Genomic DNA, 24,780 nt, shown 5'->3' with positions numbered 1-24,780 from the left:
CAGCGATTCGCGGAGCACATCCAGTGGCCTGGCCATCATCTGTTCGGGGTCAACCTTCCAGAACCAGGCCAGGTCATAGGCGACTGAAATCAGGTCGGTGATGGCTCCGACGCCGCACTCATGAAAAAACTCGCGACAGCCCAGCTCAGCGCGTTGAGGTCAGCCAGGTCCAACTGGTTGACCGACGACGGCGGGATGCCGGCGCATACCGCGATGTATTTGGCCGCGACGTCCATGTCGAGGCTGACTTCTTCGCTCTTGTCGATCTTGTACGGCAGCGCCTTGATCGCTCGAACTTCCTGCACCGTCGGGCGGCGCAGGTTGAGTTCGGTCAAGGGCTCGCCGTGAGCTTCGATCGCGACTTGAAGCTTCACGGCGCCAGTCATTGCCAGGTCCCCTTGATGCCTTCGAACTTCAGTTCGATGGTGGCGTCGTCGCCCTTGGAGACGGGCTCTTCCACCAGGTAGGCGCCGGCCAGTACGTAGACTTTGCCGTTGCTGAATTCGCAGGTGACGGTCATGTCGGTGCCTGCGATCAGTTGCTTGAGCGGGAAGTCCGCGGTGTGCAGCGCCGTCACTTTGAACGACGGAGCGATGTCGGTTTCCTTGTAGAAACCCGGTACGACGGTTTCCCGTTTCACAGCCAACAAGGGCGCTTCGCAGCCGCCGTTGATGGTCAGTTGAGCGCCGTCCACTTTGACGTAGCAGGTGCCCGCAATCAGTTGACCCATGGTGTTTCTCCCTTCAAATAAAAAGCCCACGCGAGGTGGGCTGAAATCACACGTTCAAACGCGGTTTTTAAGCGGCGTCGTCGTACTGAAGACGGAATTGGTTGAGCAGCGCGAACACGCGCAGGCCGTTAATGTAATCCGGCGGGAACAGCACGTTGACCCGGCTCGGGTCATGCACGTCGCGCTCGACGATCAGGTGCTCGGCAAACAGCTCGGCGTTTTCGACGTGGCCTTCCAGTTCGAGCTTGGCGTACTGGGCGATCAGCTCGCCGCGAATCGTGCTCGGGGTCACGATCGGCTGGCCGGCGCCGAAACGGGTGCCGTCAGAGGCCAGTTTGTGGCGACCGTATTTGCTGGTAATCACGCTTTGCAGACGACGCACGATGAAGGCCGACTGGTGCATGGTTTCGCTGTCCAGGTAGGAATTGTCTGCCTGGCCGTAGGCGTTCTTCTGATAGGTGGTAATCGAACGCTGAATGCGCACGTAGCCGCCTTCGTAGTACGCGGTGGCGATCCCGTAGTTGAGCAGCGACTGACGCTCGGTCAGGGTGAAACGCTCGCTGGCGGGTGCCGGGTCGAGACCAGGCAGGCTGCCGCTTTGGGTCGGACGGCTGGCGTCGGCGGAGATGAACACCGAGGTGCGCGCAGCCAATGCAGCGGCCTGAACCCAGAACGGTTGCGGTACGCCCGGTTCCAGCGCCTGAAGGGTCATGTGCTGATCGTTACGCGCCTGGCCGGCCGCCACCAGAGTACCGATGGTGCCGCGCTTGGCGCTGTAGACATGACCGAACAATTGCTTGGCCCAGGACCAACGACCGGTGCTGTCATCCATGACGGCTTGCCAAGTGTTGAGGGTCGACAGGTCCGAGAATGGCATGCAGATGAACTCGAACGGTTCATCTCCCAGCGCCGCCACGGCAGCGACTTGATCTGGCACACCGGCACCGCCGGTCATGGCGGTAATCGCCGATGTCAGGCCGGCCGGGGTTTCTTCGCCGTTGCTCTTGCCCAGGCGATTGAATTGCAGGCTGATGTCGTTGCCGCTGTCGCCAGTCCATTTGGCGCTCAGGGTCACGATGCCTTCAACGGCTGCAGCGCTGACCGGCAGATCGGCCGAGGCGTTGATTTTCAGCGCCAGTGCGGTGGCCGCTTGAGCCGCGGAGGCACCGTTGACGATGGCCGCTTGAACACGAACACCGCCAACGTACAGGTTGAGCACACCGCTTTGAGTGGCCGCGCCGGTCAGGGTCAATACGCCTTTGGCGATGCTGCCTTCAGTGTTGTGCAGCGGCAGGCACCAGATCTCGCCGATCGGGTCGGTCTTGCGCCAGGTTTCATACATCGAGGCGAGCATCGAGCCTTGGCCGCCAATGCTTTTGGCCAGCGCGACGCTGGACACCAACACCAGCTTGCCAACCTCGGCCGGCGCAATGTTGTCGTTGACCTGAGCGACGATCAAACGGCGCATGGCCGACGACGCGCTATTGGCGGCCGAATTGTCCATCTCGGCGTAAAACAGCGGAACACGAATGTCCGCGGGGATGTTGCTGAATCCGATCGCCATTATTTGGCTCCCTGTGGTTTCGCCGCTTTCACGGCTTTGGTAGTGATATCGCCATCGGCCAGACGTCGACGCCACCAGGCGTTGTCCGGCACTTCACGGCCCTCGAGGGGCAACAGATCGCCCGCTTCCGGGTCGGGCACGGCGCGGCCTGGGGCCGGCAGCACGGTGATGCGTTTGCTCATGGGGTTACGTCTCCAGAGAAAGTCAGTTCCAGGCGTCCGTTGGGGCCTGGGCGTTTCAGATTGGGGTCCGCCGGATCGATCGCATCGACCCGCACGGTGACCCCGGTAAAGGACGACAAACCGTCCAGTTCACGTTCGTGCCAGCTCTCCGCAGGCTGACCAGGCAGATTGCGGCCGAGCTGGAACTCGGCAAAAAAGCGCAGGCGATACAGCACGCGGTTGCTGTTGATGGAACCCCGTTCGCCGCCGTCGTAGGCGATGGCGTCGTAATCACCGCCGGGCTTGAAACCCACCAGCGCCCGCCACAGTTCGGCCCGCAGGTCGTGCAACAGATCCAGCGCTTTTGTAGCGTCGGTGGTGTCAAGCACCAGGGTCACTTCGAAGCGGTCGCGAATGGTCTGCCGCGTAGCGTTTTGCACCGCGTTTGCGCCCGCCAGATCGGCAATCGGCACCACGTAGGCGCAAGGAGTTGAAAGCGGGGTACTGGCTTGCAGCGTTTCGAGGTCGATGCCGGCAGCCACGCGACCGGCGAGGGTTGGGCAGTGATCACGAAGTTGGGCAATCAGGGGGGTGATCTTCATGGTGTCTTCACCGGGCAATAAAAAACCCGCTGGCTGGCGGGTTTGAGTGAAAGGTACTGGCCTTGGGAAACCCGCGTCCTTGCGGGTCGGATGCCGGTCGGCACCGCTGCTCGCCATTCCATTGGGCTTGGTGTTCAGTGATCCTGGCGGGTATCTCGCGGCGGCACTTCGCAAACGCCAATCCGCTTGGCCGCCCAGCGCTCATAAAGGCCAATGGCAACGTCTGCCCCGGCCATCGCGGTCAGGCAACCGAACGCGCAAGCCGTCCAGATCGACACGCCGGCGGCATACAGCAGCATGATGGCCGAGACCCCGCAGACCATGCAGGCCCCGGAGCGCAAGGCCAGACGCCGCAGCAATGACCAGCCGCGGGCGCCCTCCTTGTCGGCGCGCCACATTTCGCCGGACACCCCGCCCACCAGGGCGAGGACGATGACGAGCCAGATCGGCATGTCCAGCAACGCTTGTTGCTCGTTTGTCATGTCACGCCTCCCGGGGTGATTGATGAGTGATGTGTGTGTGTCTTTCAAACGGTGTCTCTTGAGGTGCCTGACGTTAGGTAGGCATTCCAAAAAGCCCGGCATTGGCCGGGCTTTTCAGTAATGCGGTCCTTCGCGTTGACCTTTCGGCGCTACTGGCGCGGTACGGATCGATTCATATTGTTTTTCCGACCGCGGTCCCTGCCCGCCGGATAACTGCTTGTGGTGCTTTACGCTGCACACCCGGGTCAGTTGCCAACCCTCTGAACCGTTGAGGCCGGTTCATCGCTGCCTTTGTGGTGGAACTAAAGAGCTTCGTTTCGAGCTGCTTTGTTGAGCGGCTCGAGACAAAGAATATGCATGGATGCATATACAGTCAATGCATAAACGCATTTATTTATGCACCTACAATGCACTGACGCATTAAACCCCCGCAGGTAAAGGCGTTGACGGCTTTTCGGCAGGCGAAAAAAACCCGCTCAATGGCGGGTTCTATCTGACAGCGGTGAGGTTAACGGGCGTACATGCCCCACCAGAAGACGTGACCGAGGATGACGATCTGCTCTTCCTGAATTTCCTGGAAGGTGTAGTCCTCGTCCGGATGTTCATCGCGATTGAAGCTGCGCAGGCGTATCCCGGTAGGCAGGCGATAAAGCTGTTTCACCCGCAGCTGGCCGTTATGGTTGATGGCATAAAGGTCGCCATCCACGATATCGCCGATCCCGCACTTGCCGGCATTAACACCGACGGTGGCGCCGTCGCGCAGTACCGGCAACATACTGTTGCCACGCACCGTCACGCATTTGGCCTGATCGAACTGAACGCCGTTGTGGCGCAGACTCCGCTTGCCAAAGCGCAGGCTAGAGCGCTCGCTCTCTTCGATGACGAACCTTCCTGATCCTGCAGCCAATTCAACCTCGCGAAGAAAGGGGACCGATACCTCGTCATCATCGACGGGCGTATCGTCGTCCCACAGACTTATGTCCTTGAGTTCCGAATGCAATTGATCGCGCCCGATGCTGGCTGCCGGCGCGACATCCGCACGGCCCCGCAACTGGTCGGTGCTCACGGCGAAGTACTCGGCGATCTTCGAGATGTGTTTATCCGAGGGATCGACGATCTTCCCGCTGAGGATCCGCGAGAGAGTGGATTGAGGCACGCCGGTGCGACGGTGAAGCTCCGTGGGGGAGATCCCGTGCTGATCGAGCAGCGCTCTTAAGACGGTAGAAACATTGCGTTTTTGCATAAAGCGCATAGTGCTTGTTCTTTTCACGGAAGACAAATGCCAAATTGCATAAATTGCGCATATGTCGTGCATAGACAGAAGAAATGTATCGCAGGGCTTTCATGCCTGCGTCGGGTGGACCGCCCATGTTAACCTTGCGCCCATCGCGGAAAAGCCGGGCCGATGCCCCTCCTTTGCCCTACACCTTTCAACGAATTTGCCTGATTATCCGATGAATAAAGCGCTCTCCGATCTGTCCTCCCACACGCCAATGATGCAGCAGTACTGGCGCCTGAAAAACCAGCACCCTGACCAGCTGATGTTTTACCGCATGGGCGACTTCTACGAGATCTTCTACGAAGACGCGAAGAAAGCCGCCAAGTTGCTGGACATCACCCTGACAGCCCGTGGGCAGTCGGCGGGTCAGGCGATTCCGATGTGTGGGATTCCTTACCACGCAGCGGAAGGTTACCTGGCGAAACTGGTCAAGCTCGGCGAGTCGGTGGTGATCTGTGAGCAGGTCGGCGATCCGGCGACCAGCAAAGGTCCGGTGGATCGTCAGGTGGTGCGGATCATCACGCCGGGTACGGTCAGTGACGAAGCGCTGCTGGATGAGCGTCGGGACAACCTGATCGCGGCGGTGCTGGGTGACGAGCGTCTGTTCGGCCTGGCGGTGCTGGACATCACCAGCGGCAACTTCACCGTGCTGGAGATCAAGGGCTGGGAAAACCTGCTGGCGGAACTGGAGCGGGTCAATCCGGTAGAGCTGATGATCCCGGACGACTGGCCGAAGGATCTGCCGGCGGAGAAACGTCGTGGGGTTCGTCGCCGTGCTCCGTGGGATTTTGAACGTGATTCGGCGCTGAAAAGTCTCTGCCAACAATTCTCGACCCAAGACCTGAAAGGTTTCGGTTGCGAGAACCTGACCCTGGCCATCGGCGCCGCCGGTTGCCTGCTCAGCTACGCCAAGGAAACCCAGCGCACCGCCCTGCCCCATTTGCGCAGCCTGCGCCATGAACGCCTGGACGACACCGTGGTGCTGGACGGCGCGAGCCGTCGCAACCTGGAGCTGGACACCAACCTGGCTGGCGGTCGCGACAACACGTTGCAATCGGTGGTCGATCGCTGCCAGACCGCCATGGGCAGCCGTCTGTTGACCCGCTGGCTGAACCGTCCGCTGCGGGATCTGACCGTATTGCTGGCGCGCCAGACCTCGATTACCTGCCTGCTCGACGGTTACCGTTTCGAGAAACTGCAACCGCAGCTCAAGGAAATCGGCGACATCGAGCGGATCCTGGCGCGGATCGGCCTGCGCAACGCCCGTCCTCGTGACCTGGCTCGCCTGCGCGATGCGCTCGGTGCATTGCCTGAGTTGCAAGTGGCGATGACCGAGCTGGAAGCTCCGCACATTATTCAACTGGCGAAGACCACCAGCACCTACCCGGAACTGGCGGCCCTGCTGGAAAAAGCCATCATCGACAACCCGCCTGCAGTCATCCGTGACGGCGGCGTGTTGAAAACCGGTTACGACGCCGAACTGGACGATTTGCAATCGCTCAGCGAAAACGCCGGGCAGTTCCTGATCGACCTCGAAGCCCGCGAGAAGGCCCGTACCGGCCTGTCTCATCTGAAAGTCGGTTACAACCGCATTCATGGCTACTTCATCGAGTTGCCAAGCAAGCAGGCTGAGTCGGCGCCGGCAGACTATATCCGTCGCCAGACGTTGAAAGGTGCCGAGCGTTTCATAACGCCGGAACTGAAGGCGTTCGAGGACAAGGCCCTGTCGGCGAAGAGCCGCGCCCTGGCGCGCGAGAAGATGCTCTATGAAGCACTGCTCGAAGATCTGATCTCCCAGTTGCCACCGCTGCAAGACACCGCCGCGGCACTGGCCGAACTGGACGTGTTGAGCAATCTTGCCGAACGTGCGCTGAACCTCGATCTGAACTGCCCACGCTTCGTCAGCGAGCCGTGCATGCGCATCAGCCAGGGTCGTCACCCGGTGGTCGAGCAAGTGCTGACCACGCCGTTCGTGGCCAACGACCTGAGCCTCGACGACAACACCCGCATGCTGGTGATCACCGGTCCGAACATGGGCGGTAAATCCACCTACATGCGCCAGACCGCTCTGATCGTGCTGCTGGCACACATCGGCAGCTTCGTGCCAGCAGCCAGTTGCGAGTTGTCTCTGGTGGACCGGATCTTTACCCGGATCGGTTCCAGCGATGACCTGGCCGGCGGGCGCTCGACCTTCATGGTCGAAATGAGCGAAACCGCGAACATTCTGCACAACGCCACCGAGCGCAGCCTGGTGCTGATGGACGAAGTCGGTCGCGGCACCAGCACCTTCGACGGTCTGTCCCTGGCGTGGGCTGCGGCCGAACGCCTGGCACATCTGCGGGCTTACACGCTGTTCGCCACCCACTACTTTGAGCTGACCGTTTTGCCGGAAGCCCAGCCGTTGGTAGCCAACGTGCACCTCAATGCCACTGAGCACAACGAACGCATCGTGTTCCTGCACCACGTGCTGCCAGGGCCTGCCAGCCAGAGCTACGGCCTTGCGGTTGCACAGTTGGCCGGCGTGCCGAGCGAAGTGATCGTGCGCGCTCGCGAACACCTGGGCCGGCTTGAAGCGACCGCCCTGCCTCATGAAGTTCCCAAGACGGCCAAAGGCAAACCGGCCGCGCCGCAGCAGAGCGACATGTTCGCCAGCCTGCCGCATCCGGTGCTGGATGATCTGGCCAAACTTGATCTGGACGACATGACACCGCGCCGGGCGCTAGAAATGCTCTATACACTAAAGACACGGATCTAACGCAACCGCCTGCAAGCTGTTAGAATCTCGCGCGGTTTGGGATGCTGCTGGCTTATAGCCTGACCAGCAGACTATCGCTCCCAAACCTGGCGACCCCAACGTGAAGGGGCTCCGCTGCCGCCGCCTGAGGAGAAAATTAGAAATGACCTTCGTCGTCACCGACAACTGCATCAAGTGCAAGTACACCGACTGCGTAGAAGTCTGTCCGGTGGACTGCTTTTACGAAGGCCCGAACTTCCTGGTGATTCACCCGGATGAGTGCATCGACTGCGCACTGTGCGAACCAGAATGCCCTGCCGTGGCCATCTTCTCCGAAGATGAAGTCCCGGAAGACATGCAGCAATTTATTCAGCTGAACGTTGAGCTGGCGGAAATCTGGCCCAACATCACCGAGAAGAAAGAATCATTGCCCGATGCCGAAGAGTGGGATGGCGTCAAAGGCAAGATCAAAGACCTCGAACGCTGATTACCCCCGCGTTCTCGAAAAGGCCCCTTGTGGGCCTTTTTGCTTTTCTGCAGGCAAAAAAAGGGGCGGTTTGACCCGCCCACATTTTTTCCCTATTCCCTGCGTTCCTTTTCATCGTCCTGATGAATCGCTTCCTGCGATGTCCTTTCCCCTCATCCTTGAAGGGCGTGTCTGTCCGTCGACACAGTTCAGATACTAGAGAGTTCCCTACCAAGAGCAATCGCCCCCGTTAGCTGAAACTGCCTGTCACAAGTTATTAACCTTAAAAAATAAGCATATAAATCAATTGGTTAATCATGTCTCACGTAGGAATATGTACGGCTGCTACCTATGAAATTAGCGAACACTTACGAAAGAGTAAGCAAACACTTACAGCGAGAGACTACGAAGCAGATGTGATGACAGAGGTAACTCCCAACCTGTCTCCGAGGTAATAAAAAACCCCGAACCAGTCGGGGCTTCTTAATGCCAGCCAACAAATCACTTATTGAAACAGCGACTCGCTCGACAGGCCATTCTTCTCGAGAATCTCCCGAAGACGCTTCAGGCCTTCAACCTGAATCTGTCTGACCCGCTCCCGGGTCAGGCCAATCTCCAGGCCTACATCTTCAAGCGTGCTGCTCTCGTGACCGCGCAGGCCGAAGCGGCGTATCACCACTTCGCGTTGCTTGTCGGTCAGCTCCGAGAGCCATTGATCGATGCTCTGGGACAGGTCGTCATCCTGTAACAGCTCACATGGATCGGTTGGACGGTCATCGGTAAGGGTGTCCAGCAGGGTTTTATCCGAATCCGGACCCAGCGAGACGTCGACCGAAGAAACCCGCTCGTTCAGGCCGAGCATGCGCTTGACCTCTCCTACTGGTTTTTCCAGCAGGTTGGCAATTTCTTCGGGCGAGGGTTCGTGATCGAGTTTTTGCGTCAGCTCCCGTGCAGCCCGCAGGTACACGTTGAGCTCTTTGACCACATGAATCGGCAACCGGATGGTCCGGGTCTGATTCATGATCGCGCGCTCGATGGTCTGACGAATCCACCAGGTCGCGTAGGTCGAAAAGCGGAAGCCGCGTTCGGGGTCGAACTTCTCTACCGCCCGGATAAGCCCGAGGTTGCCCTCTTCGATCAGGTCCAGCAGCGACAGGCCACGATTGACGTAACGCCGGGCGATTTTCACCACCAGCCGCAGGTTACTTTCAATCATGCGTTTGCGCCCAGCCGGATCTCCACTTTGCGACAAGCGCGCAAAATGAACTTCTTCTTCGGGGGACAGCAGAGGGGAAAAGCCAATCTCATTGAGGTACAGCTGCGTGGCATCGAGTGCACGCGTGTAGTCAATGTACTTGTGTTGCTTTAACGAAGCGGAGTGTTTGGATTTGGCACGAACGGAAGGTGGAGCAGCCCCTTCATCATTCGACATCGAATCCGTCCCGATGCCGGTCTCCATCAGGAGAACCTCATCGTCGATGTCAAACTCCGGCACTTCTTTACTGAGAGCCATTGTTATAGTCCTTTGGTGAGTTCGACCTCAGGCTCAAGCGGCGCCTTTATCCCTGGCAACGCTGGAACCTGTTCCCTCTACGCGACGGAACAGGCTGGATAGCGATCAACGACGCGGCAGGAATTGCAGCGGATCTACAGGTTTACCTTGTCGGCGAATCTCAAAATGCAGCTTCACCCGGTCTGTACCCGTTGACCCCATTTCGGCAATTGTCTGTCCGACCTTGACCTGCTGCCCCTCCCGAACCAACAGCCTGCGGTTATGTCCGTAGGCACTGACGTAGGTATCGCTGTGTTTGATGATGACTAATTCGCCGTAGCCCCTTAAGCCACTCCCGGCGTATACCACCGTCCCATCAGACGCAGCTAAAACAGGCTGTCCCAAATCCCCGGCGATATCAATTCCTTTATTCAAACTGCCGTTTGAAGAGAATTTACCAATAAGAATGCCATTAGATGGCCATCCCCAGCCGGTCGGGGCTGGGCCGGCAGGAGGCATCGGAGCAGGGGTCGACTTGCTGGCGACGGACGGTGTAACCACTGCTGTGCTGGTGGTTGCGCCATTCGCCTGGCGCCGGATAACCGTGGTTTTCAGCGACGAAGAAGGCGTTGAATCTATGGAGCTGGCCACCGGCGTCGGCGTTGAACCGGTGCGACCGTCAAAGCGAATCGTCTGACCCGGATGGATCGTATAAGGCGTAGGAATGTTGTTGCGTGCCGCGAGGGCTTTGTAGTCCCAGCCGTAGCGAAAGGCGATGGAGAACAAGGTGTCTTTAGGTCGGACGACGTATTGACCCGTGGTCACTGCCGGACGCTGGGCGACGGCGTTGTTGCGATCGACGACGCGTACTTCACTCGACTTGTTACTGGAGCAACCGACCAGCAAGGTGCTCAAGACAAGGCCAGTCACCAGGCGCTGATAGCTCGTTTTACCCATTCGCTGCGCAATGACTGTGAGACTCACCCGCCGCTCCCTTTGTGGTGGCTGAAAATGTGGATTGCCGTGTTCCGGCGTGAAATGTCGCAAGTATAACGGGCCGTGCAGGCTTTACCTTTAATGAAGCGAAATGGCTTCGCGCACACGTTTGCTGCCTGACGATGAATTCCGTTTAACTGATCGATGCCGCTGTAAGACAGGAGCAATCGAAGAGAATTCAGCGCCCTGGAACAAATGCTCAGGCAAGTGGCCCATTGAGTAACGGGACGAAGCGAACAGCCCCCAGAACACGCCTGGAAAAGCCCTGCTCTTCCCGGATGATCAGCATCAATTGTTGAACCTCACCCGATCCGACCGGGATCACCAGCCGCCCTCCCGGCGCCAATTGATCAAGCAACGCCTGAGGTACATCGGTCGCCACCGCGGTCACGATAATGCCGTTGTAAGGTGCCAGCGCCGGCCAGCCTTCCCAACCATCACCCCAGCGGAACACCACGTTGCGCAGGTTCAGTTCCACCAGGCGTTCCTTGGCCCGGTCCTGCAGAACCTTGATGCGCTCGACGGAAAATACCCGTTCGACCAGTTGCGAAAGCACCGCCGTCTGATAGCCCGAGCCGGTGCCGATTTCCATCACCTTGTCGAGAGGACCAGCCTCCAGCAGCAACTCGCTCATGCGAGCCACCATATAAGGCTGCGAGATGGTCTGGTTATTGCCGATCGGCAGCGCCGTGTCTTCGTAAGCACGGTGAGCCAGCGCCTCGTCGACGAACAGGTGACGCGGTGTACGGCGAATGACTTCCAGCACCTTGGCGTTGCAAATCCCCTCTTCATAGAGGCGCTGAATAAGGCGCTCACGGGTCCGTTGCGAGGTCATCCCGATGCCACGACGCAGAATATCGTCTTGTTCACGAGCCATTAGTTCAACCCCTCCAGCCAGCCATCGAGACTTCTGAAGGCATCATTAAAGGTGCGATCCAGTTGCAGTGGGGTGATTGAAACATAGCCTTGCATCACCGCATGAAAATCGGTACCCGGACCGCCATCTTCGGCATCCCCCGCCGCCGCAATCCAGTAACCGGATTTACCGCGCGGATCGACCACTTTCATCGGCGCTGCAGCACGTGCGCGATGTCCGAGGCGGGTCAGCTGAATACCGCGGATGTGGTCCAGCGGCAAATTGGGAATGTTCACGTTCAGTACCGTGCGCGGTGGCAGTTCAAGGTCCGCGTGAGCCTCTACCAGTTTGCGCGCAAAGTACGCGGCGGTGGGAAGGTTCTCCACTTGCCGTGAGACCAACGAAAAGGCAAACGAGGGACGCGCCAGGAAACGTCCCTCAAGGGCCGCCGCCACGGTGCCGGAATACAACACGTCATCACCCAGGTTGGCGCCCAGATTGATGCCCGAAACCACCATGTCCGGCTCGCGTTCCAGCAAGCCATTGAGGCCCAGGTGCACGCAATCGGTCGGTGTGCCATTGAGGCTGATAAAGCCGTTGGCCAGGGTTTGCGGGTGTAACGGACGGTCGAGCGTCAGCGAGCTGCTGGCGCCGCTTTTGTCTTGGTCCGGGGCGATAACCACGCATTCGGTGTAATCCGCCAGCGCAGCATAAAGCGCGGCGAGACCGGGTGCGGTTACCCCATCGTCGTTAGAAATCAGAATACGCATGGGCTGTCCGTCTGCCCCACCGGCACCAGATCAATAAGCTCGCGCACCAATACGGTGGCGAAGCATCCGGCCGGGAGGACGAATTCCAGTTGCAGAATGTCAGGCTCGGGATAATGCCACGTCAACCCACCAATGGGCAGTCGCAGGATGCGACGTTCGTGGCTCATTCCGGCGTTAATCAACCAATCACGCAAGTCCGCTTCGCGAGTGGCGATTGCCTGCTCCAGTTCATGGACAGCGCCCGTCGTCGGCGAGTCACCTTCGCCCCACTGCGGACCGGTCGGGTGCAGATCGAGAATCGCCAGACGCGGATCACTGCACTCCGCTTCACCGGCCGGAAAGAAGCTGCGGCTGTCGGTGAAGGCCAGCAGATCGCCAACCTGGGCACGCTGCCAGCTGCCATCGGCGACACGCGCCGCCAACACCTGATTAAACAGAAAACTGCGCGCCGTAGAGAGCAGACGCGAACGCACGTTGCGCTGCTCCGGCAACGCTTTACGCGCCGCCCATGCACGGGCATCGACCACGTTGCCGCCGTCAAACCCGAAACGCTGGGCACCGAAATAATTGGGGATACCTTGCTTGGCGATCAGTTGCAGTCGCTCCTCGATCGCCGCTTTGTCGCCAGCGAATTGCGTCAGTCGCAACGTGAAGCCATTGGCGGAGTGAGCACCGCGTTGCAGCTTGCGTTTGTGCCGGCCGGTCTTGAGGATCTTCAGCGTATCGTTTTCCGCCGCCGACAGATCAGGATCGGCCTTGCCCGGCAGCTGCACACTGAACCACTGGCGAGTCAGCGCCTGACGATCCTTGAGGCCCGCGTAACTGACGGTGCGCAATGGCACGCCCGCTGCCTTGGCGATCCGCCGTGCCGCTTCTTCGGTATTCAGACCGCGCTTTTCCACCCAGATCCACAAGTGTTCGCCGTCGCCACTGAGGGGGATATTGAGGACTTCATCGACTTGAAAATCTTCCGCCGTGGCTTTCAATACTGCGGTGCCGAGGGCTTCGCCATAGGCCCGTGGGCCGAGCAATTGCAGTTCGTTCATGTGCGCAGCAACAAGGCAACGGAGTGCACGGCAATGCCTTCTTCGCGACCGACAAAGCCGAGCTTTTCAGTGGTGGTAGCTTTCACGTTCACTTGATCCAACTCAACTTGAAGATCCGCGGCAATCAGCGCGCGCATCGATTCGATATGCGGGGCCATTTTCGGCGCCTGGGCGACGATGGTGTTATCGACGTTGCCGACTTTCCAGCCCTTGGCGTGGATCAGTGCGACGACGTGACGCAACAGCACTCGGCTGTCGGCGCCCTTGAATGTCGGGTCGGTGTCCGGGAAATGCTTGCCGATATCACCCAGCGCAGCGGCGCCGAGCAAGGCATCGCTCAAGGCGTGCAGCAGGACGTCACCGTCGGAGTGAGCGAGCAGCCCGAAGCCGTGTGCAATCCGCACGCCGCCCAGAGTAATGAAATCGCCTTCAGCGAAACGGTGCACATCATAGCCGTGGCCAATACGCATAAAAAAACGCCCCGATTTTTGTCAGGGCGTGATTCTACCTGCTTTGTCGAACATTAGGCGCTTAGAGCGCGCCCATGATGTTGCAAGTGGTCGTCGATGAAACTGGCGATGAAGAAATAGCTGTGGTCGTAGCCGGGTTGCAGGCGCAACGTCAGCGGATGACCAGCCAGTTTGGCGGCCTGTTGCAAGGCTTCAGGCTTGAGCTGGGTGGCCAGGAAATCGTCGCGATCACCTTGGTCGACCAGCAGCGGCAACTTCTCATCAGCCTCGGCAATCAACGCGCAGGCATCCCATTCGCGCCACTTCGATCGGTCTTCCCCCAGGTAGCGAGAAAAGGCCTTCTGCCCCCATGGGCAGTCCATCGGATTGTTGATCGGCGAGAACGCCGACACCGACTGATAACGCCCCGGATTACGCAACGCGCAGACCAGTGCACCGTGGCCACCCATGGAGTGACCGCTGATGCCGCGCTTGTCCGACGCCGGGAAATGGGCTTCGACCAATGCGGGCAATTCCTGCACGACATAGTCATGCATCCGATAGTGCCGCGACCAGGGTTCCTGCGTGGCATTCAGATAAAACCCGGCACCAAGACCGAAGTCCCAGGCGCCATCCGGATCACCCGGCACATCGGGACCGCGAGGACTGGTGTCCGGTGCAACGATGATCAGCCCAAGCTCGGCGGCCATGCGCATGGCGCCGGCCTTTTGCATGAAGTTTTCGTCGGTGCAGGTCAGGCCGGACAACCAGTACAGCACCGGCAACTTGCCGCCCTGCTCCGCTTGCGGCGGCAGGTACACGGCAAACACCATGTCGCAGCCGAGCACATCGGAGCGGTGCCGATAGCGTTTGTGCCAGCCGCCGAAGCTTTTCTGGCAGGAGATATTTTCCAGGCTCATGACCGACCTCAGAAATGGATGACGGAACGGATGCTCTTGCCTTCATGCATCAGGTCGAACGCCTTGTTGATATCTTCCAGACCCATGGTGTGGGTGATGAAAGTATCCAGCGGGATTTCGCCGGTTTCAGCCATCTCGACATAGCTTGGCAACTCGGTACGGCCACGCACACCACCGAACGCCGAACCACGCCAGACGCGACCGGTCACCAGCTGGAATGGACGCGTGGAGATTTCCTGGCCAGCACCGGCGACGCCGATGATCACCGACTCGCCCCAACCCTTGTGGCAGCACTCAAGTGCAGCACGCATCAATTGCACGTTGCCGATGCATTCGAAGGAAAAGTCGACGCCGCCATCGGTCATGTCGACGATGACTTCCTGGATCGGACGATCGAAATCTTTCGGGTTCACACAATCGGTTGCACCCAACTGCTTGGCGATTTCGAATTTGGCCGGGTTGATGTCGATGGCAATGATCCGCGCAGCCTTGGCTTTGACCGCGCCGATCACCGCCGACAGACCGATGCCGCCGAGGCCGAAGATGGCGACGGTATCACCTGGTTTTACCTTGGCGGTATTAAGAACTGCACCGATGCCGGTGGTGACACCGCAGCCCAGCAGGCAGACTTTTTCCAGTGGCGCTTCTTTTGGAATTTTGGCGACGGAGATTTCCGGCAGTACGGTGTACTCGGAGAACGTCGACGTCCCCATGTAGTGGAAAATTGGTTGGCCCTTGTAGGAAAAGCGCGAAGTGCCATCCGGCATCAGGCCTTTACCCTGAGTCGCGCGAATCGCTTGACACAGGTTGGTTTTGCCCGACAGACAGAATTTGCACTGGCGGCATTCCGGGGTGTACAGCGGGATCACATGATCGCCGACTGCGACGGAGGTCACGCCCTCACCGATCGCCTCAACCACCGCGCCACCTTCGTGGCCGAGGATTGAGGGGAAGATACCTTCCGGGTCCGCGCCCGATAGCGTGTAGGCATCGGTATGACAAACACCGGAGGCAACCACACGCAGCAGGACTTCACCGGCCTTGGGCATGGCGACATCGACTTCAACGATCTCGAGGGGTTTCTTGGCCTCGAAGGCAACGGCAGCGCGCGACTTGATCATGTGGGTTCTCCAGTGAATAAAAACGAGACAAGGAGTGTAATACACCGCCTGACGGTGAATAATCCGGACAAAAGCAAAACATTATTGCCATACAGGGATAATCCTTGATGTCCGAAAACCGCTGGGAAGGTATCGACGAATTTGTCGCCGTGGCCGAGTGCAGCCAGTTCACGGCTGCCGCGGAACGCCTCGGGGTTTCTTCCTCCCATATCAGTCGACAAATAGTACGCCTCGAAGAACGGCTGCAGACGCGACTGCTTTATCGCAGTACCCGCCGGGTCACGCTGACCGAGGCAGGGCAAACCTTTCTGCAACATTGCCAGCGCTTGCAGGATGGCCGCGAAGAAGCCTTACGCGCGGTTGGCGACCTGACCAGCGAACCCAAAGGCATGCTGCGCATGACCTGCGCCGTGGCATACGGCGAACGATTCATCGTGCCGCTGGTGACCCGTTTCATGGGGCTCTATCCGCAACTGCGCATCGACATAGAACTGAGCAATCGCCAACTCGACCTGGTCCATGAAGGCCTGGACCTGGCGATCCGCCTCGGTCGCCTTCAGGATTCTCGACTGGTCGCAACACGCCTGGCACCACGGCGAATGTACCTGTGCGCATCGCCGTCCTATCTGGAGCGCTACGGTCGCCCGCATAGCTTGTCGGAACTAAGCCGCCACAACTGCCTCATCGGCAGCTCGGATATCTGGCAACTGGAACAGAACGGGCGAGAATTTTCCCAGCGAGTGCAGGGAAACTGGCGCTGCAACAGTGGGCAAGCAGTTTTGGATGCGGCGTTACAGGGCGTGGGTTTGTGTCAGTTGCCGGATTATTACGTGCTGGAGCATCTGAAAAACGGCGAATTGATTTCGCTGCTGGAAGCCCACCAACCGCCGAACACTGCCGTGTGGGCGCTTTATCCACAGCAACGGCATCTGTCACCGAAGGTGCGCAAGTTGGTGGATTACTTGAAGGAAGGATTGGCCGAACGGCCGGAGTACCGGAGTTAAGTTATGCGTTGTCTGCCCAGCCGCTATCGCGAGCAGGCTCACTCCTACATTTGTTTTATGTTGCACGCCCTTTCAGTGTTCGCCACAGCCCCTTCTGTGGGAGCGAGCTTGCTCGCGATAGCGGTTTAAGGGATAACGAACAACTCAGCGACGGTTCGCCCAACGCTGACGCAACCATTCTAGGTCTTCGGGGCGCGTGACCTTTAGGTTGTCAGACCGGCCTTCGATCAGTCGTGGCGCCATACCTGCCCACTCCATCGCCGAAGCTTCATCAGTGATGACCGCGTCGGCCACCAGACTGTCGGCCAACGCCCGATGCAATGCACCAAGGCGAAACATCTGCGGTGTATAGGCTTGCCAGATCACACTGCGATCCACGGTTTCGACCACACGACCGTGTTTGTCGACCCGTTTGAGGGTATCGCGTGCCGGAACCGCCAGCAGCCCGCCAATCGGGTCATCTGCGAGTTCACCCAGCAACTTGTCCAGATCATCACGGCTCAGATTCGGCCGCGCAGCATCGTGAACCAGCACCCAATCCTCATCGTCAGCGCCTTGTGCATGCAAATGCAGCAACGCATTGAGTACCGAACCGGAACGCTCGGAGCCACCTTCAACCCGCTGAATTCGCGGATCACATGCACACGCCAGGTTCGGCCAATAAGGATCATCAATAGCAAGACTGACCACCAACCCTTTCAGGGAAGGATGATCAAGGAAACAGCCGAGGCTGTGTTCGAGAATTGTGCGCCCGCCCAGTTGCAAGTATTGCTTGGGACGGTCCGCGGCCATACGGGCACCGACGCCCGCGGCAGGAATTACAGCCCAGAAGGCCGGTAACGAGGGGTTCATTGAGCCAACTGGTAAAGGGTTTCACCGTCCTTGACCATGCCCAACTCATGACGAGCCCGCTCTTCAACGGTCTCCATGCCCTTTTTCAATTCACTGACTTCAGCGTCCATCACCCGATTGCGCTCAAGCAGCCCCTCGTTCTCAGCGTGTTGATCTGCGATCTGCTGAGTCAGTTCGGCCACTTGCGCCAGACTGCCATTACCCACCCACAGGCGGTATTGCAGGCCAGCCAGCAGCAGGAGCAAGACGAGGAACAACCAATTGGGACTGCGCATCGAATATCAGGTATCCAGTGAAAAAAGACAGCCATGCCAAAACTTTGAAGCTTCTGATAGCACGAAGCCTGGAAGCCCCAGGCTTGTGCTTATAAGGCATCAGATTAGTGGCAAATCCATCGCTGTAGCGATTTTTCCGACACAATCCGGTGTCTTTTTACCACGTTAGTACCGAGCCTCACCAATACGCTCCTTTTTTGACGAGTGACTGTTGTCGTCAGACAAGGCGCCGCGACGAGTCATAGCTGGCTATGGCGAGGAGCGGCAACGCAGTATGACGGCAACAGACACCGTCAAAAAGGAGCAGTATTGGCGAGGCTCGGCACTCTATTAACCGCGGAATTCGCTGCGACCGTTGTACTTGGCTTTGCCATTCAACTGCTCTTCGATACGCAGCAGTTGGTTGTACTTGGAAACACGGTCCGAACGGCACAGGGAGCCGGTCTTGATCTGGCCAGCCGCGGTGCCCACAGCCAGGTCGGCAATGGTCGAATCTTCGGTTTCGCCGGAGCGGTGCGAGATTACGGCGGTGTAACCAGCGGCCTTGGCCATCTGGATCGCTTCCAGAGTTTCGGTCAGGGTGCCGATCTGGTTGAACTTGATCAGGATCGAGTTGGCGATCTTTTTATCGATGCCTTCTTTCAGGATCTTGGTGTTGGTCACGAACAGGTCGTCGCCTACCAGCTGAGTCTTCTCGCCGATCTTGTCGGTGAGGATTTTCCAGCCAGCCCAGTCGGACTCGTCCAGACCGTCTTCGATCGAGATAATCGGATAACGCTCGGTCAGGCCTTTCAGGTAGTCAGCGAAACCTTCAGCGGTGAACACCTGGCCTTCGCCGGACAGGTTGTATTTACCGTCTTCGTAGAATTCGCTGGCCGCGCAGTCCAGCGCCAGGGTCACGTCGGTGCCCAGCTTGTAACCGGCGTTGGCCACAGCTTCGGAGATCACTTTCAAAGCGTCTTCGTTGGAGGCCAGGTTCGGTGCGAAACCACCCTCGTCACCAACAGCAGTGCTCAGGCCGCGGGCCTTCAGAACAGCTTTCAGGTGATGGAAAATCTCGGTGCCCATGCGCAGACCTTCCGAGAAAGACTTGGCGCCTACTGGCTGAACCATGAATTCCTGGATGTCGACGTTGTTATCGGCGTGCTCGCCACCGTTGATGATGTTCATCATCGGAACCGGCATCGAGTAAACACCCGGAGTGCCGTTCAGGTTGGCGATGTGAGCATACAGCGGCAGGTCCTGGTCCTGTGCGGCTGCCTTGGCGGCTGCCAGGGAAACGGCGAGGATCGCGTTGGCGCCCAGGGAACCTTTGTTTTCAGTACCGTCGAGCTTGATCATCGCGTGATCCAGCGCTTTCTGGTCGCTTGGGTCTGTACCCAGCAACAGGTCGCGGATCGGACCGTTGATATTGGCGACGGCTTTCAGAACGCCTTTGCCCAGGTAACGGCTCTTGTCGCCATCACGCAGCTCGAGCGCTTCACGCGAGCCAGTGGAAGCACCGGACGGCGCGCAAGCACTGCCGATGATGCCGTTATCGAGAAGCACATCCGCTTCCACGGTGGGGTTGCCACGGGAGTCGAGAACTTCACGACCTTTGATGTCGACGATTTTTGCCATTGTTGTAAACACTCCAAAGTTGACGAAAACGACGCAGCTGAAGGAAATCTTGTATCGCCGGCAAGTGATGTGCAGCAGGCAGACTTGCGGACGATAAGGCTCAGACCCGAGGGCCTGAGCATTAATTCGTGCGGTACTTTACCGGAGAAATGAGGATTACGCGGTTTCTACCGTCGGAAAACTCTTCACCAGTTCGTCCAAAGCTTTGAGCTGGGCCAGGAATGGCTCCAGTTTGTCCAGACGCAAGGCGCAAGGGCCGTCGCATTTGGCGTTGTCCGGGTCCGGGTGCGCTTCGAGGAACAGGCCAGCCAACGACTGGCTCATACCGGCTTTTGCCAGGTCGAGGACCTGGGCGCGACGGCCACCGGCAGAATCGGAGCGTCCGCCCGGCATTTGCAGCGCGTGGGTCACGTCGAAAAACACCGGATATTCGAACTGCTTCATGATGCCGAAGCCGAGCATGTCGACAACCAGGTTGTTGTAGCCGAAGCTCGATCCGCGTTCGCAGAGGATCAACTGATCGTTACCCGCTTCCACGCATTTGCTCAGGATGTGTTTCATTTCCTGAGGCGCGAGGAATTGGGCTTTCTTAATGTTGATCACCGCACCGGTCTTGGCCATCGCGACCACCAGGTCAGTCTGGCGCGACAAGAAGGCCGGCAGCTGGATGATATCGCAGACTTCAGCGACGACCGCGGCCTGATCAGGCTCGTGGACGTCGGTGATGATCGGCACGCCGAACGCTTGCTTGATATCCTGGAAAATCCGCATGCCCTCTTCCAGGCCGGGGCCACGGTAAGAGGTCACGGAGGAACGGTTGGCCTTGTCGAAACTGGCCTTGAACACGTAAGGGATACCGAGTTTCTCGGTGACCTTTACGTACTCTTCACAGACCTGCATCGCCATGTCGCGGCTTTCCAGCACGTTCATGCCACCGAAAAGCACCATTGGCTTGTCGTTGGCAATCTCGATATCGCCTACGCGGATAATCTTCTGGGCCATCGGATTTACGCCTTCTTCTGGTGTTGAACCAATGCTGCTTTAACGAAACCGCTGAACAACGGATGACCGTCGCGTGGTGTCGAGGTGAACTCAGGGTGGAACTGGCAAGCGACGAACCATGGATGATCCGGAGCTTCAACCACTTCTACCAGGGCGCCATCACCGGAACGACCGGTGATTTTCAGGCCGCCCTCGATGATTTGCGGCAGCAGGTTGTTGTTCACTTCATAGCGGTGACGGTGACGCTCAACGATCACGTCCTTGGCGTAGCAATCGTGCACCAGGGAACCCGGTTCCAGCAGGCAATCCTGAGCGCCAAGGCGCATGGTGCCGCCCAGATCGGACGTTTCGGTACGGGTTTCGACGGCGCCGGTGGCATCTTCCCACTCGGTGATCAGACCCACGACCGGGTGACCGCTTGCACGATCGAACTCGGTGGAGTTGGCGTCTTTCCAGCCCAGCACGTTACGAGCGAACTCGATCACGGCCACTTGCATGCCCAGGCAGATGCCCAGGTACGGAACCTTGTTTTCGCGAGCGTATTGAACGGCAGTGATCTTGCCTTCCACGCCACGCAGACCGAAGCCGCCGGGTACCAGGATCGCGTCGACACCGTCCAGAAGCGCAGTGCCCTGGTTTTCGATGTCTTCGGAGTCGATGTAGCGCAGGTTGACCTTGGTGCGGTTGCTGATGCCGGCGTGACTCATCGCTTCGATCAGCGACTTGTAGGCGTCCAGCAGTTCCATGTACTTGCCGACCATGGCGATGGTGACTTCGTGCTCAGGGTTGAGCTTGGCGTCGACCACGGCTTCCCACTCGGACAGATCGGCGCCGCCACATTGCAGGCCGAAACGCTCGACAACGAAATCATCCAGGCCCTGGGCGTGCAGAATGCCCGGGATCTTGTAGATGGTGTCGGCGTCTTCCAGCGCAATTACCGCACGTTCTTCAACGTTGGTGAACTGAGCGATCTTGCGACGCGAGGAGATATCGATCGGGTGATCGGAGCGGCAGACCAGCACGTCAGGCTGCAGGCCGATGGAACGCAGTTCCTTGACCGAGTGCTGAGTAGGCTTGGTTTTGGTTTCGCCGGCAGTGGCGATGTACGGCACCAGTGTCAGGTGCATCAGCATCGCGCGCTTGGCACCGACTTCGAAACGCAATTGACGGATCGCTTCGAGGAACGGCTGGGATTCGATGTCACCCACGGTGCCACCGATCTCGACCATGGCCACGTCGGCATCGCCGGCGCCCTTGATGATCCGGCGCTTGATTTCGTCGGTGATGTGCGGGATCACCTGGATGGTGGCGCCCAGGTAATCACCACGGCGCTCTTTGCGCAGGACGTGTTCGTAGACACGGCCGGTGGTGAAGTTGTTGTTCTGGGTCATGGTCGTGCGGATGAACCGCTCGTAGTGGCCCAGGTCCAGGTCGGTCTCGGCGCCGTCGTGGGTGACGAACACTTCACCGTGCTGGAACGGGCTCATGGTGCCCGGGTCAACGTTGATGTACGGGTCCAGCTTCAGCATGGTGACCTTAAGTCCCCGCGCCTCCAGGATGGCCGCCAATGAAGCCGATGCGATGCCTTTCCCCAATGAAGAAACAACACCGCCCGTGACGAATATGTAGCGCGTCATGAAAAACCCTAGAAGTCTGCGTTAAAGCGGTCCGAGCCGCCGGGGAAAGCGAAGGAAGGCCGAAGCCCCCGATCACCTGCATTAATCACAGTGCACCTTTCAAAAAAACCGCCGCGTTGGGACAGACCGGAAGATGAAACACCGGTACGTTGCTCGCTACACATTTTTTGGAATCGCCCAGCAAAGACTGCTTGGTAATCGGCAACTCCTGCAATTCAGGCGAATCCACAGAAGTTGTATCAAGAAGGGAGCGTAGTCTACCGGAAAGCCCCTTTCAGCTCAAACCTTGATCTTCGTGCGGCGGCTGCCAATGAAAATTCCAACGGTCCTTTGCACTGCCGTCCAAGCCCCGCAGGTTGGCCACCGCCAGCAATTGCTCGCCTCGGTAGAGCAGCGGCAATCTGCCACGGGCAAAACCCGGCACGCCACTTTCGTTGAGCAATCGTTTCAGATCGCGATGGCCGCGACCGGGCAAATTCATCACCTCACCTCCCTCACGATAGCGGATATGCAGCAGGCCATCGGGGATCTGGCCGGTGAGTGTGAGCACGCCGTTGTCCGGCAACACCAGCGATAGCGAGGGGTCGGGCCAGTTTCCGACGGCGGGCAACGTGCGCAACCAACTGCCGGACAACCACCAGATACGCCCACCCGCCCGATGCAGTTCGCCATCCGCCAGCCGCCAAATCGGGCGGGCGTCGCCAGCGGCATCCCGTAAATCCTCCCAACCCGACCAATGGTCACTGTCCGGCAGTCGCGTCAGCGGTTCGAGCCAATGACTTAACGCATTACGCTGACGAGCAGCGGACAGCGTTTCCAATGCCCCCAGTTCCAGGGACGGCAATCCCAGCCAATCAAAGTCGTTGGCAGTGCTGGCGTCAGCCAGGTCGATTTGCGCAAGCTCATCAAGCAATCCCTGCGCTTCGCTCAGATGCGCAGCGCTGCGAGCGATGGTCGTTACCGCTTGCGGCCAGCGCTGGGTCAATACCGGGAATACCTGATGGCGCAGGAAATTTCGCGAGAATTGCCGATCGTGGTTCGATGGGTCTTCGATCCAGCTCAGCCGATGCTCCGCCGCATAGGCCTCAAGTTCAGCCCGTGTGACATCGAGCAATGGCCGAAGCAGCTGTCCTTTACCGAGCGGGCGCTGGCGTGGCATCCCCGACAACCCCCTCACCCCTGCCCCACGCAACAGCCGAAACAACAACGTTTCCGCCTGATCGTCACGGTGCTGGGCGGTCATCAGCACTTCATTGGCCTGAGTCGCCTCGATGAACGCGGCATATCGCGCATCCCGGGCTGCACGCTCAATACTGGCGCCGGGTTGAACCTGCACACGAACAACCTGCAGCGGCACACCCAGCGCATCACAGACCGACTGACAATGATTCGGCCACGCATCAGCCACAGCCTGAAGGCCGTGATGAACATGGATAGCGCTTAGCGCTGGCAGGGATTCGGTTTTTGCGAGGTGTACGAGAAGGTGCAGCAGAACGGTGGAGTCGAGACCACCGGAGAATGCGATGCGCCAGGTTGCGGCGTTGCGCCAAGGCTTGAGATACCGCAAGAGACTGGCAGGAAGATCAATCATGGGCTGACTCATATCGATCACTTCGCACAAATCAAATGTGGGAGCGGCGGTGCGACGATTCGACTTGCTCGCGAAGACGGCTTAACAATCAACACATCGGTTGACTGTTATACCGCCTTCGCGAGCAAGCCCGCTCCCACATTGAAGCCGAGGTCAGATCAGAGACCGTAGCTCATCAGACGCTCGTAACGGCGAGCCAGCAGCGCGTCATTATCGAACTTCTTCAACATCGCCAGCTGCGAGCTCAGCTCGGCACGGATCGATGCAGCTGCAGCGGCCGGATTACGGTGTGCGCCGCCCAAAGGCTCGCCGATCACTTTGTCCACAATACCCAAGCCTTTCAGGCGCTCGGCAGTGATGCCCATGGCTTCAGCGGCGTCCGGTGCTTTCTCGGCGGTCTTCCACAGAATCGAGGCGCAACCTTCCGGCGAAATCACCGCATAAGTCGAGTACTGCAGCATGTTCAGTTGATCGCAAACGCCGATCGCCAGCGCACCACCGGAACCACCTTCACCGATCACGGTGGCGATGATTGGGGTTTTCAGGCGCGCCATGACGCGCAGGTTCCAGGCAATCGCTTCGCTCTGGTTGCGCTCTTCAGCGTCGATACCAGGGTAAGCACCCGGGGTGTCGATGAAGGTCAGGATCGGCATTTTGAAACGTTCGGCCATTTCCATCAGGCGGCACGCCTTGCGGTAGCCTTCCGGACGCGGCATGCCGAAGTTGCGGCGAACTTTCTCGCGCACTTCGCGGCCTTTCTGGTGACCGATGATCATCACCGGCTGGTCGTCCAGACGGGCGATACCGCCCACGATCGCAGCGTCGTCGGAGAAGTGACGGTCGCCGTGCAGTTCGTCGAACTCGGTGAAGATGTGTTCGATGTAGTCCAGGGTATACGGACGTTTCGGGTGACGCGCCAGACGCGCGATCTGCCAGCTGGTCAGCTTGCCGAAGATGTCTTCGGTCAATGTGCTGCTTTTGTCCTGCAGGCGGGAGATCTCATCGCCGATATTCAGCGAATTGTCATTACCGACCAAGCGCAACTCTTCGATCTTGGCTTGCAGGTCGGCGATCGGCTGTTCGAAATCTAGAAAATTCGGGTTCATAGGCGTCCGTCTTGGGTCGACATCC

General features: G+C 58.8%; 25 protein-coding genes. 3 read left to right on the top strand and 22 right to left on the bottom strand.

The window, feature by feature from the left end; all coding sequences use genetic code 11:
• Positions 1–89 precede the first annotated feature (89 nt).
• From ACMXYJ_RS07760 to ACMXYJ_RS07730, 7 genes are all read right to left on the bottom strand, one after another.
• Positions 90–386 (bottom strand): phage tail assembly protein, encoded by a 297-nt coding sequence (locus ACMXYJ_RS07760; protein WP_046054588.1) that lies wholly within the window; start codon positions 384–386, stop codon positions 90–92.
• The gene (locus ACMXYJ_RS07755; protein WP_056739184.1) at positions 383–730 is read right to left on the bottom strand and encodes a phage tail tube protein; all 348 of its coding nucleotides are present in this window, start codon (positions 728–730) and stop codon (positions 383–385) included. Before ACMXYJ_RS07755 ends, ACMXYJ_RS07760 begins: the two co-directional genes overlap by 4 nt.
• A 67-nt stretch (positions 731–797) precedes the next feature.
• Positions 798–2,294: a phage tail sheath subtilisin-like domain-containing protein gene (locus tag ACMXYJ_RS07750; protein ID WP_415759336.1), complete on the bottom strand. Its 1,497-nt coding sequence runs from the start codon at positions 2,292–2,294 to the stop codon at positions 798–800.
• On the bottom strand, positions 2,294–2,476 hold the full coding sequence (locus ACMXYJ_RS07745) for a DUF2635 domain-containing protein (protein ID WP_003198311.1): 183 nt from the start codon (positions 2,474–2,476) through the stop codon (positions 2,294–2,296). The genes ACMXYJ_RS07750 and ACMXYJ_RS07745 overlap by 1 nt, the downstream gene beginning before the upstream one ends.
• Positions 2,473–3,057 (bottom strand): phage tail terminator protein, encoded by a 585-nt coding sequence (locus ACMXYJ_RS07740; RefSeq protein ID WP_415759335.1) that lies wholly within the window; start codon positions 3,055–3,057, stop codon positions 2,473–2,475. Before ACMXYJ_RS07740 ends, ACMXYJ_RS07745 begins: the two co-directional genes overlap by 4 nt.
• Before the next feature lie 134 nt (positions 3,058–3,191).
• Positions 3,192–3,539: a phage holin family protein gene (locus ACMXYJ_RS07735; RefSeq protein ID WP_056739181.1), complete on the bottom strand. Its 348-nt coding sequence runs from the start codon at positions 3,537–3,539 to the stop codon at positions 3,192–3,194.
• A 508-nt stretch (positions 3,540–4,047) separates the two neighbouring features.
• On the bottom strand, positions 4,048–4,782 hold the full coding sequence (locus tag ACMXYJ_RS07730; RefSeq protein WP_415760690.1) for an XRE family transcriptional regulator: 735 nt from the start codon (positions 4,780–4,782) through the stop codon (positions 4,048–4,050).
• Positions 4,783–4,993: 211 nt separating this feature from the next.
• Here ACMXYJ_RS07730 and mutS point away from each other — a divergent pair, with 211 nt between their 5' ends.
• Together mutS and fdxA are read left to right on the top strand one after the other, a co-directional pair.
• Positions 4,994–7,573: a DNA mismatch repair protein MutS gene (gene mutS / locus ACMXYJ_RS07725; protein WP_008154009.1), complete on the top strand. Its 2,580-nt coding sequence runs from the start codon at positions 4,994–4,996 to the stop codon at positions 7,571–7,573.
• A 142-nt stretch (positions 7,574–7,715) separates the two neighbouring features.
• Positions 7,716–8,039: a ferredoxin FdxA gene (gene fdxA, locus ACMXYJ_RS07720; protein WP_008154011.1), complete on the top strand. Its 324-nt coding sequence runs from the start codon at positions 7,716–7,718 to the stop codon at positions 8,037–8,039.
• Positions 8,040–8,523: 484 nt separating this feature from the next.
• On the opposite strand, the gene rpoS is transcribed toward fdxA, so the two are convergent.
• The 8 genes from rpoS to ACMXYJ_RS07680 form a co-directional block, all read right to left on the bottom strand.
• Positions 8,524–9,531: an RNA polymerase sigma factor RpoS gene (gene rpoS / locus ACMXYJ_RS07715; RefSeq protein WP_008154012.1), complete on the bottom strand. Its 1,008-nt coding sequence runs from the start codon at positions 9,529–9,531 to the stop codon at positions 8,524–8,526.
• Between the two features lie 105 nt (positions 9,532–9,636).
• Positions 9,637–10,494 (bottom strand): peptidoglycan DD-metalloendopeptidase family protein, encoded by an 858-nt coding sequence (locus tag ACMXYJ_RS07710; protein ID WP_415759334.1) that lies wholly within the window; start codon positions 10,492–10,494, stop codon positions 9,637–9,639.
• 211 nt (positions 10,495–10,705) lie between these two features.
• On the bottom strand, positions 10,706–11,341 hold the full coding sequence (locus ACMXYJ_RS07705; RefSeq protein WP_177327881.1) for a protein-L-isoaspartate(D-aspartate) O-methyltransferase: 636 nt from the start codon (positions 11,339–11,341) through the stop codon (positions 10,706–10,708).
• Between the two features lie 41 nt (positions 11,342–11,382).
• On the bottom strand, positions 11,383–12,132 hold the full coding sequence (surE, locus tag ACMXYJ_RS07700; RefSeq protein ID WP_129441651.1) for a 5'/3'-nucleotidase SurE: 750 nt from the start codon (positions 12,130–12,132) through the stop codon (positions 11,383–11,385).
• On the bottom strand, positions 12,120–13,178 hold the full coding sequence (gene truD, locus ACMXYJ_RS07695) for a tRNA pseudouridine(13) synthase TruD (RefSeq protein ID WP_415759333.1): 1,059 nt from the start codon (positions 13,176–13,178) through the stop codon (positions 12,120–12,122). Before truD ends, surE begins: the two co-directional genes overlap by 13 nt.
• Positions 13,175–13,648: a 2-C-methyl-D-erythritol 2,4-cyclodiphosphate synthase gene (gene ispF / locus ACMXYJ_RS07690; RefSeq protein ID WP_140677625.1), complete on the bottom strand. Its 474-nt coding sequence runs from the start codon at positions 13,646–13,648 to the stop codon at positions 13,175–13,177. Before ispF ends, truD begins: the two co-directional genes overlap by 4 nt.
• 53 nt (positions 13,649–13,701) lie before the next feature.
• Positions 13,702–14,547 carry an S-formylglutathione hydrolase gene (gene fghA / locus ACMXYJ_RS07685; protein WP_150654836.1) on the bottom strand — a complete coding sequence of 282 codons (846 nt, stop codon included), beginning with the start codon at positions 14,545–14,547 and terminating at the stop codon, positions 13,702–13,704.
• A gap of 8 nt (positions 14,548–14,555) precedes the next feature.
• Positions 14,556–15,668, bottom strand: coding sequence for an S-(hydroxymethyl)glutathione dehydrogenase/class III alcohol dehydrogenase (locus tag ACMXYJ_RS07680; RefSeq protein WP_033059912.1), 1,113 nt, complete (start codon positions 15,666–15,668; stop codon positions 14,556–14,558).
• A gap of 107 nt (positions 15,669–15,775) precedes the next feature.
• On the opposite strand from ACMXYJ_RS07680, the gene ACMXYJ_RS07675 reads away from it, so the two are divergent.
• Positions 15,776–16,672 carry a LysR substrate-binding domain-containing protein gene (locus ACMXYJ_RS07675; RefSeq protein ID WP_111450999.1) on the top strand — a complete coding sequence of 299 codons (897 nt, stop codon included), beginning with the start codon at positions 15,776–15,778 and terminating at the stop codon, positions 16,670–16,672.
• A 144-nt stretch (positions 16,673–16,816) separates the two neighbouring features.
• Here the strand turns inward: ACMXYJ_RS07675 and ispD are convergent, their stop codons facing one another.
• The 7 genes from ispD to ACMXYJ_RS07640 all read right to left on the bottom strand — a co-directional run bounded on the left by ispD (position 16,817) and on the right by ACMXYJ_RS07640 (position 24,755).
• A complete protein-coding gene (gene ispD / locus ACMXYJ_RS07670; protein WP_415759332.1) occupies positions 16,817–17,524 on the bottom strand; it encodes a 2-C-methyl-D-erythritol 4-phosphate cytidylyltransferase in 708 nt (235 codons plus the stop codon).
• Positions 17,521–17,799 (bottom strand): cell division protein FtsB, encoded by a 279-nt coding sequence (ftsB, locus tag ACMXYJ_RS07665; RefSeq protein WP_008028992.1) that lies wholly within the window; start codon positions 17,797–17,799, stop codon positions 17,521–17,523. Before ftsB ends, ispD begins: the two co-directional genes overlap by 4 nt.
• A 330-nt stretch (positions 17,800–18,129) precedes the next feature.
• Positions 18,130–19,419: a phosphopyruvate hydratase gene (gene eno, locus ACMXYJ_RS07660; protein WP_010462792.1), complete on the bottom strand. Its 1,290-nt coding sequence runs from the start codon at positions 19,417–19,419 to the stop codon at positions 18,130–18,132.
• A gap of 156 nt (positions 19,420–19,575) precedes the next feature.
• On the bottom strand, positions 19,576–20,421 hold the full coding sequence (gene kdsA / locus ACMXYJ_RS07655; protein WP_033059920.1) for a 3-deoxy-8-phosphooctulonate synthase: 846 nt from the start codon (positions 20,419–20,421) through the stop codon (positions 19,576–19,578).
• Positions 20,422–20,426: 5 nt separating this feature from the next.
• Complete coding sequence (locus tag ACMXYJ_RS07650; protein WP_415759331.1) at positions 20,427–22,058, bottom strand: CTP synthase; 1,632 nt, start codon at positions 22,056–22,058, stop codon at positions 20,427–20,429.
• A 274-nt stretch (positions 22,059–22,332) separates the two neighbouring features.
• Positions 22,333–23,661, bottom strand: coding sequence for a tRNA lysidine(34) synthetase TilS (tilS, locus tag ACMXYJ_RS07645; RefSeq protein ID WP_415759330.1), 1,329 nt, complete (start codon positions 23,659–23,661; stop codon positions 22,333–22,335).
• Between the two features lie 146 nt (positions 23,662–23,807).
• Entirely contained in the window at positions 23,808–24,755 is a 948-nt protein-coding gene (locus tag ACMXYJ_RS07640) for an acetyl-CoA carboxylase carboxyltransferase subunit alpha (protein WP_201114307.1), read from the bottom strand.
• Positions 24,756–24,780: the final 25 nt, after the last annotated feature.

This window comes from Pseudomonas arabinosi, from assembly GCF_047758675.1.
GTDB lineage: Bacteria > Pseudomonadota > Gammaproteobacteria > Pseudomonadales > Pseudomonadaceae > Aquipseudomonas > Aquipseudomonas arabinosi.
Note: the sequence above shows the minus strand (reverse complement) of the source record. Positions and strands in the feature narration are given on the sequence as shown.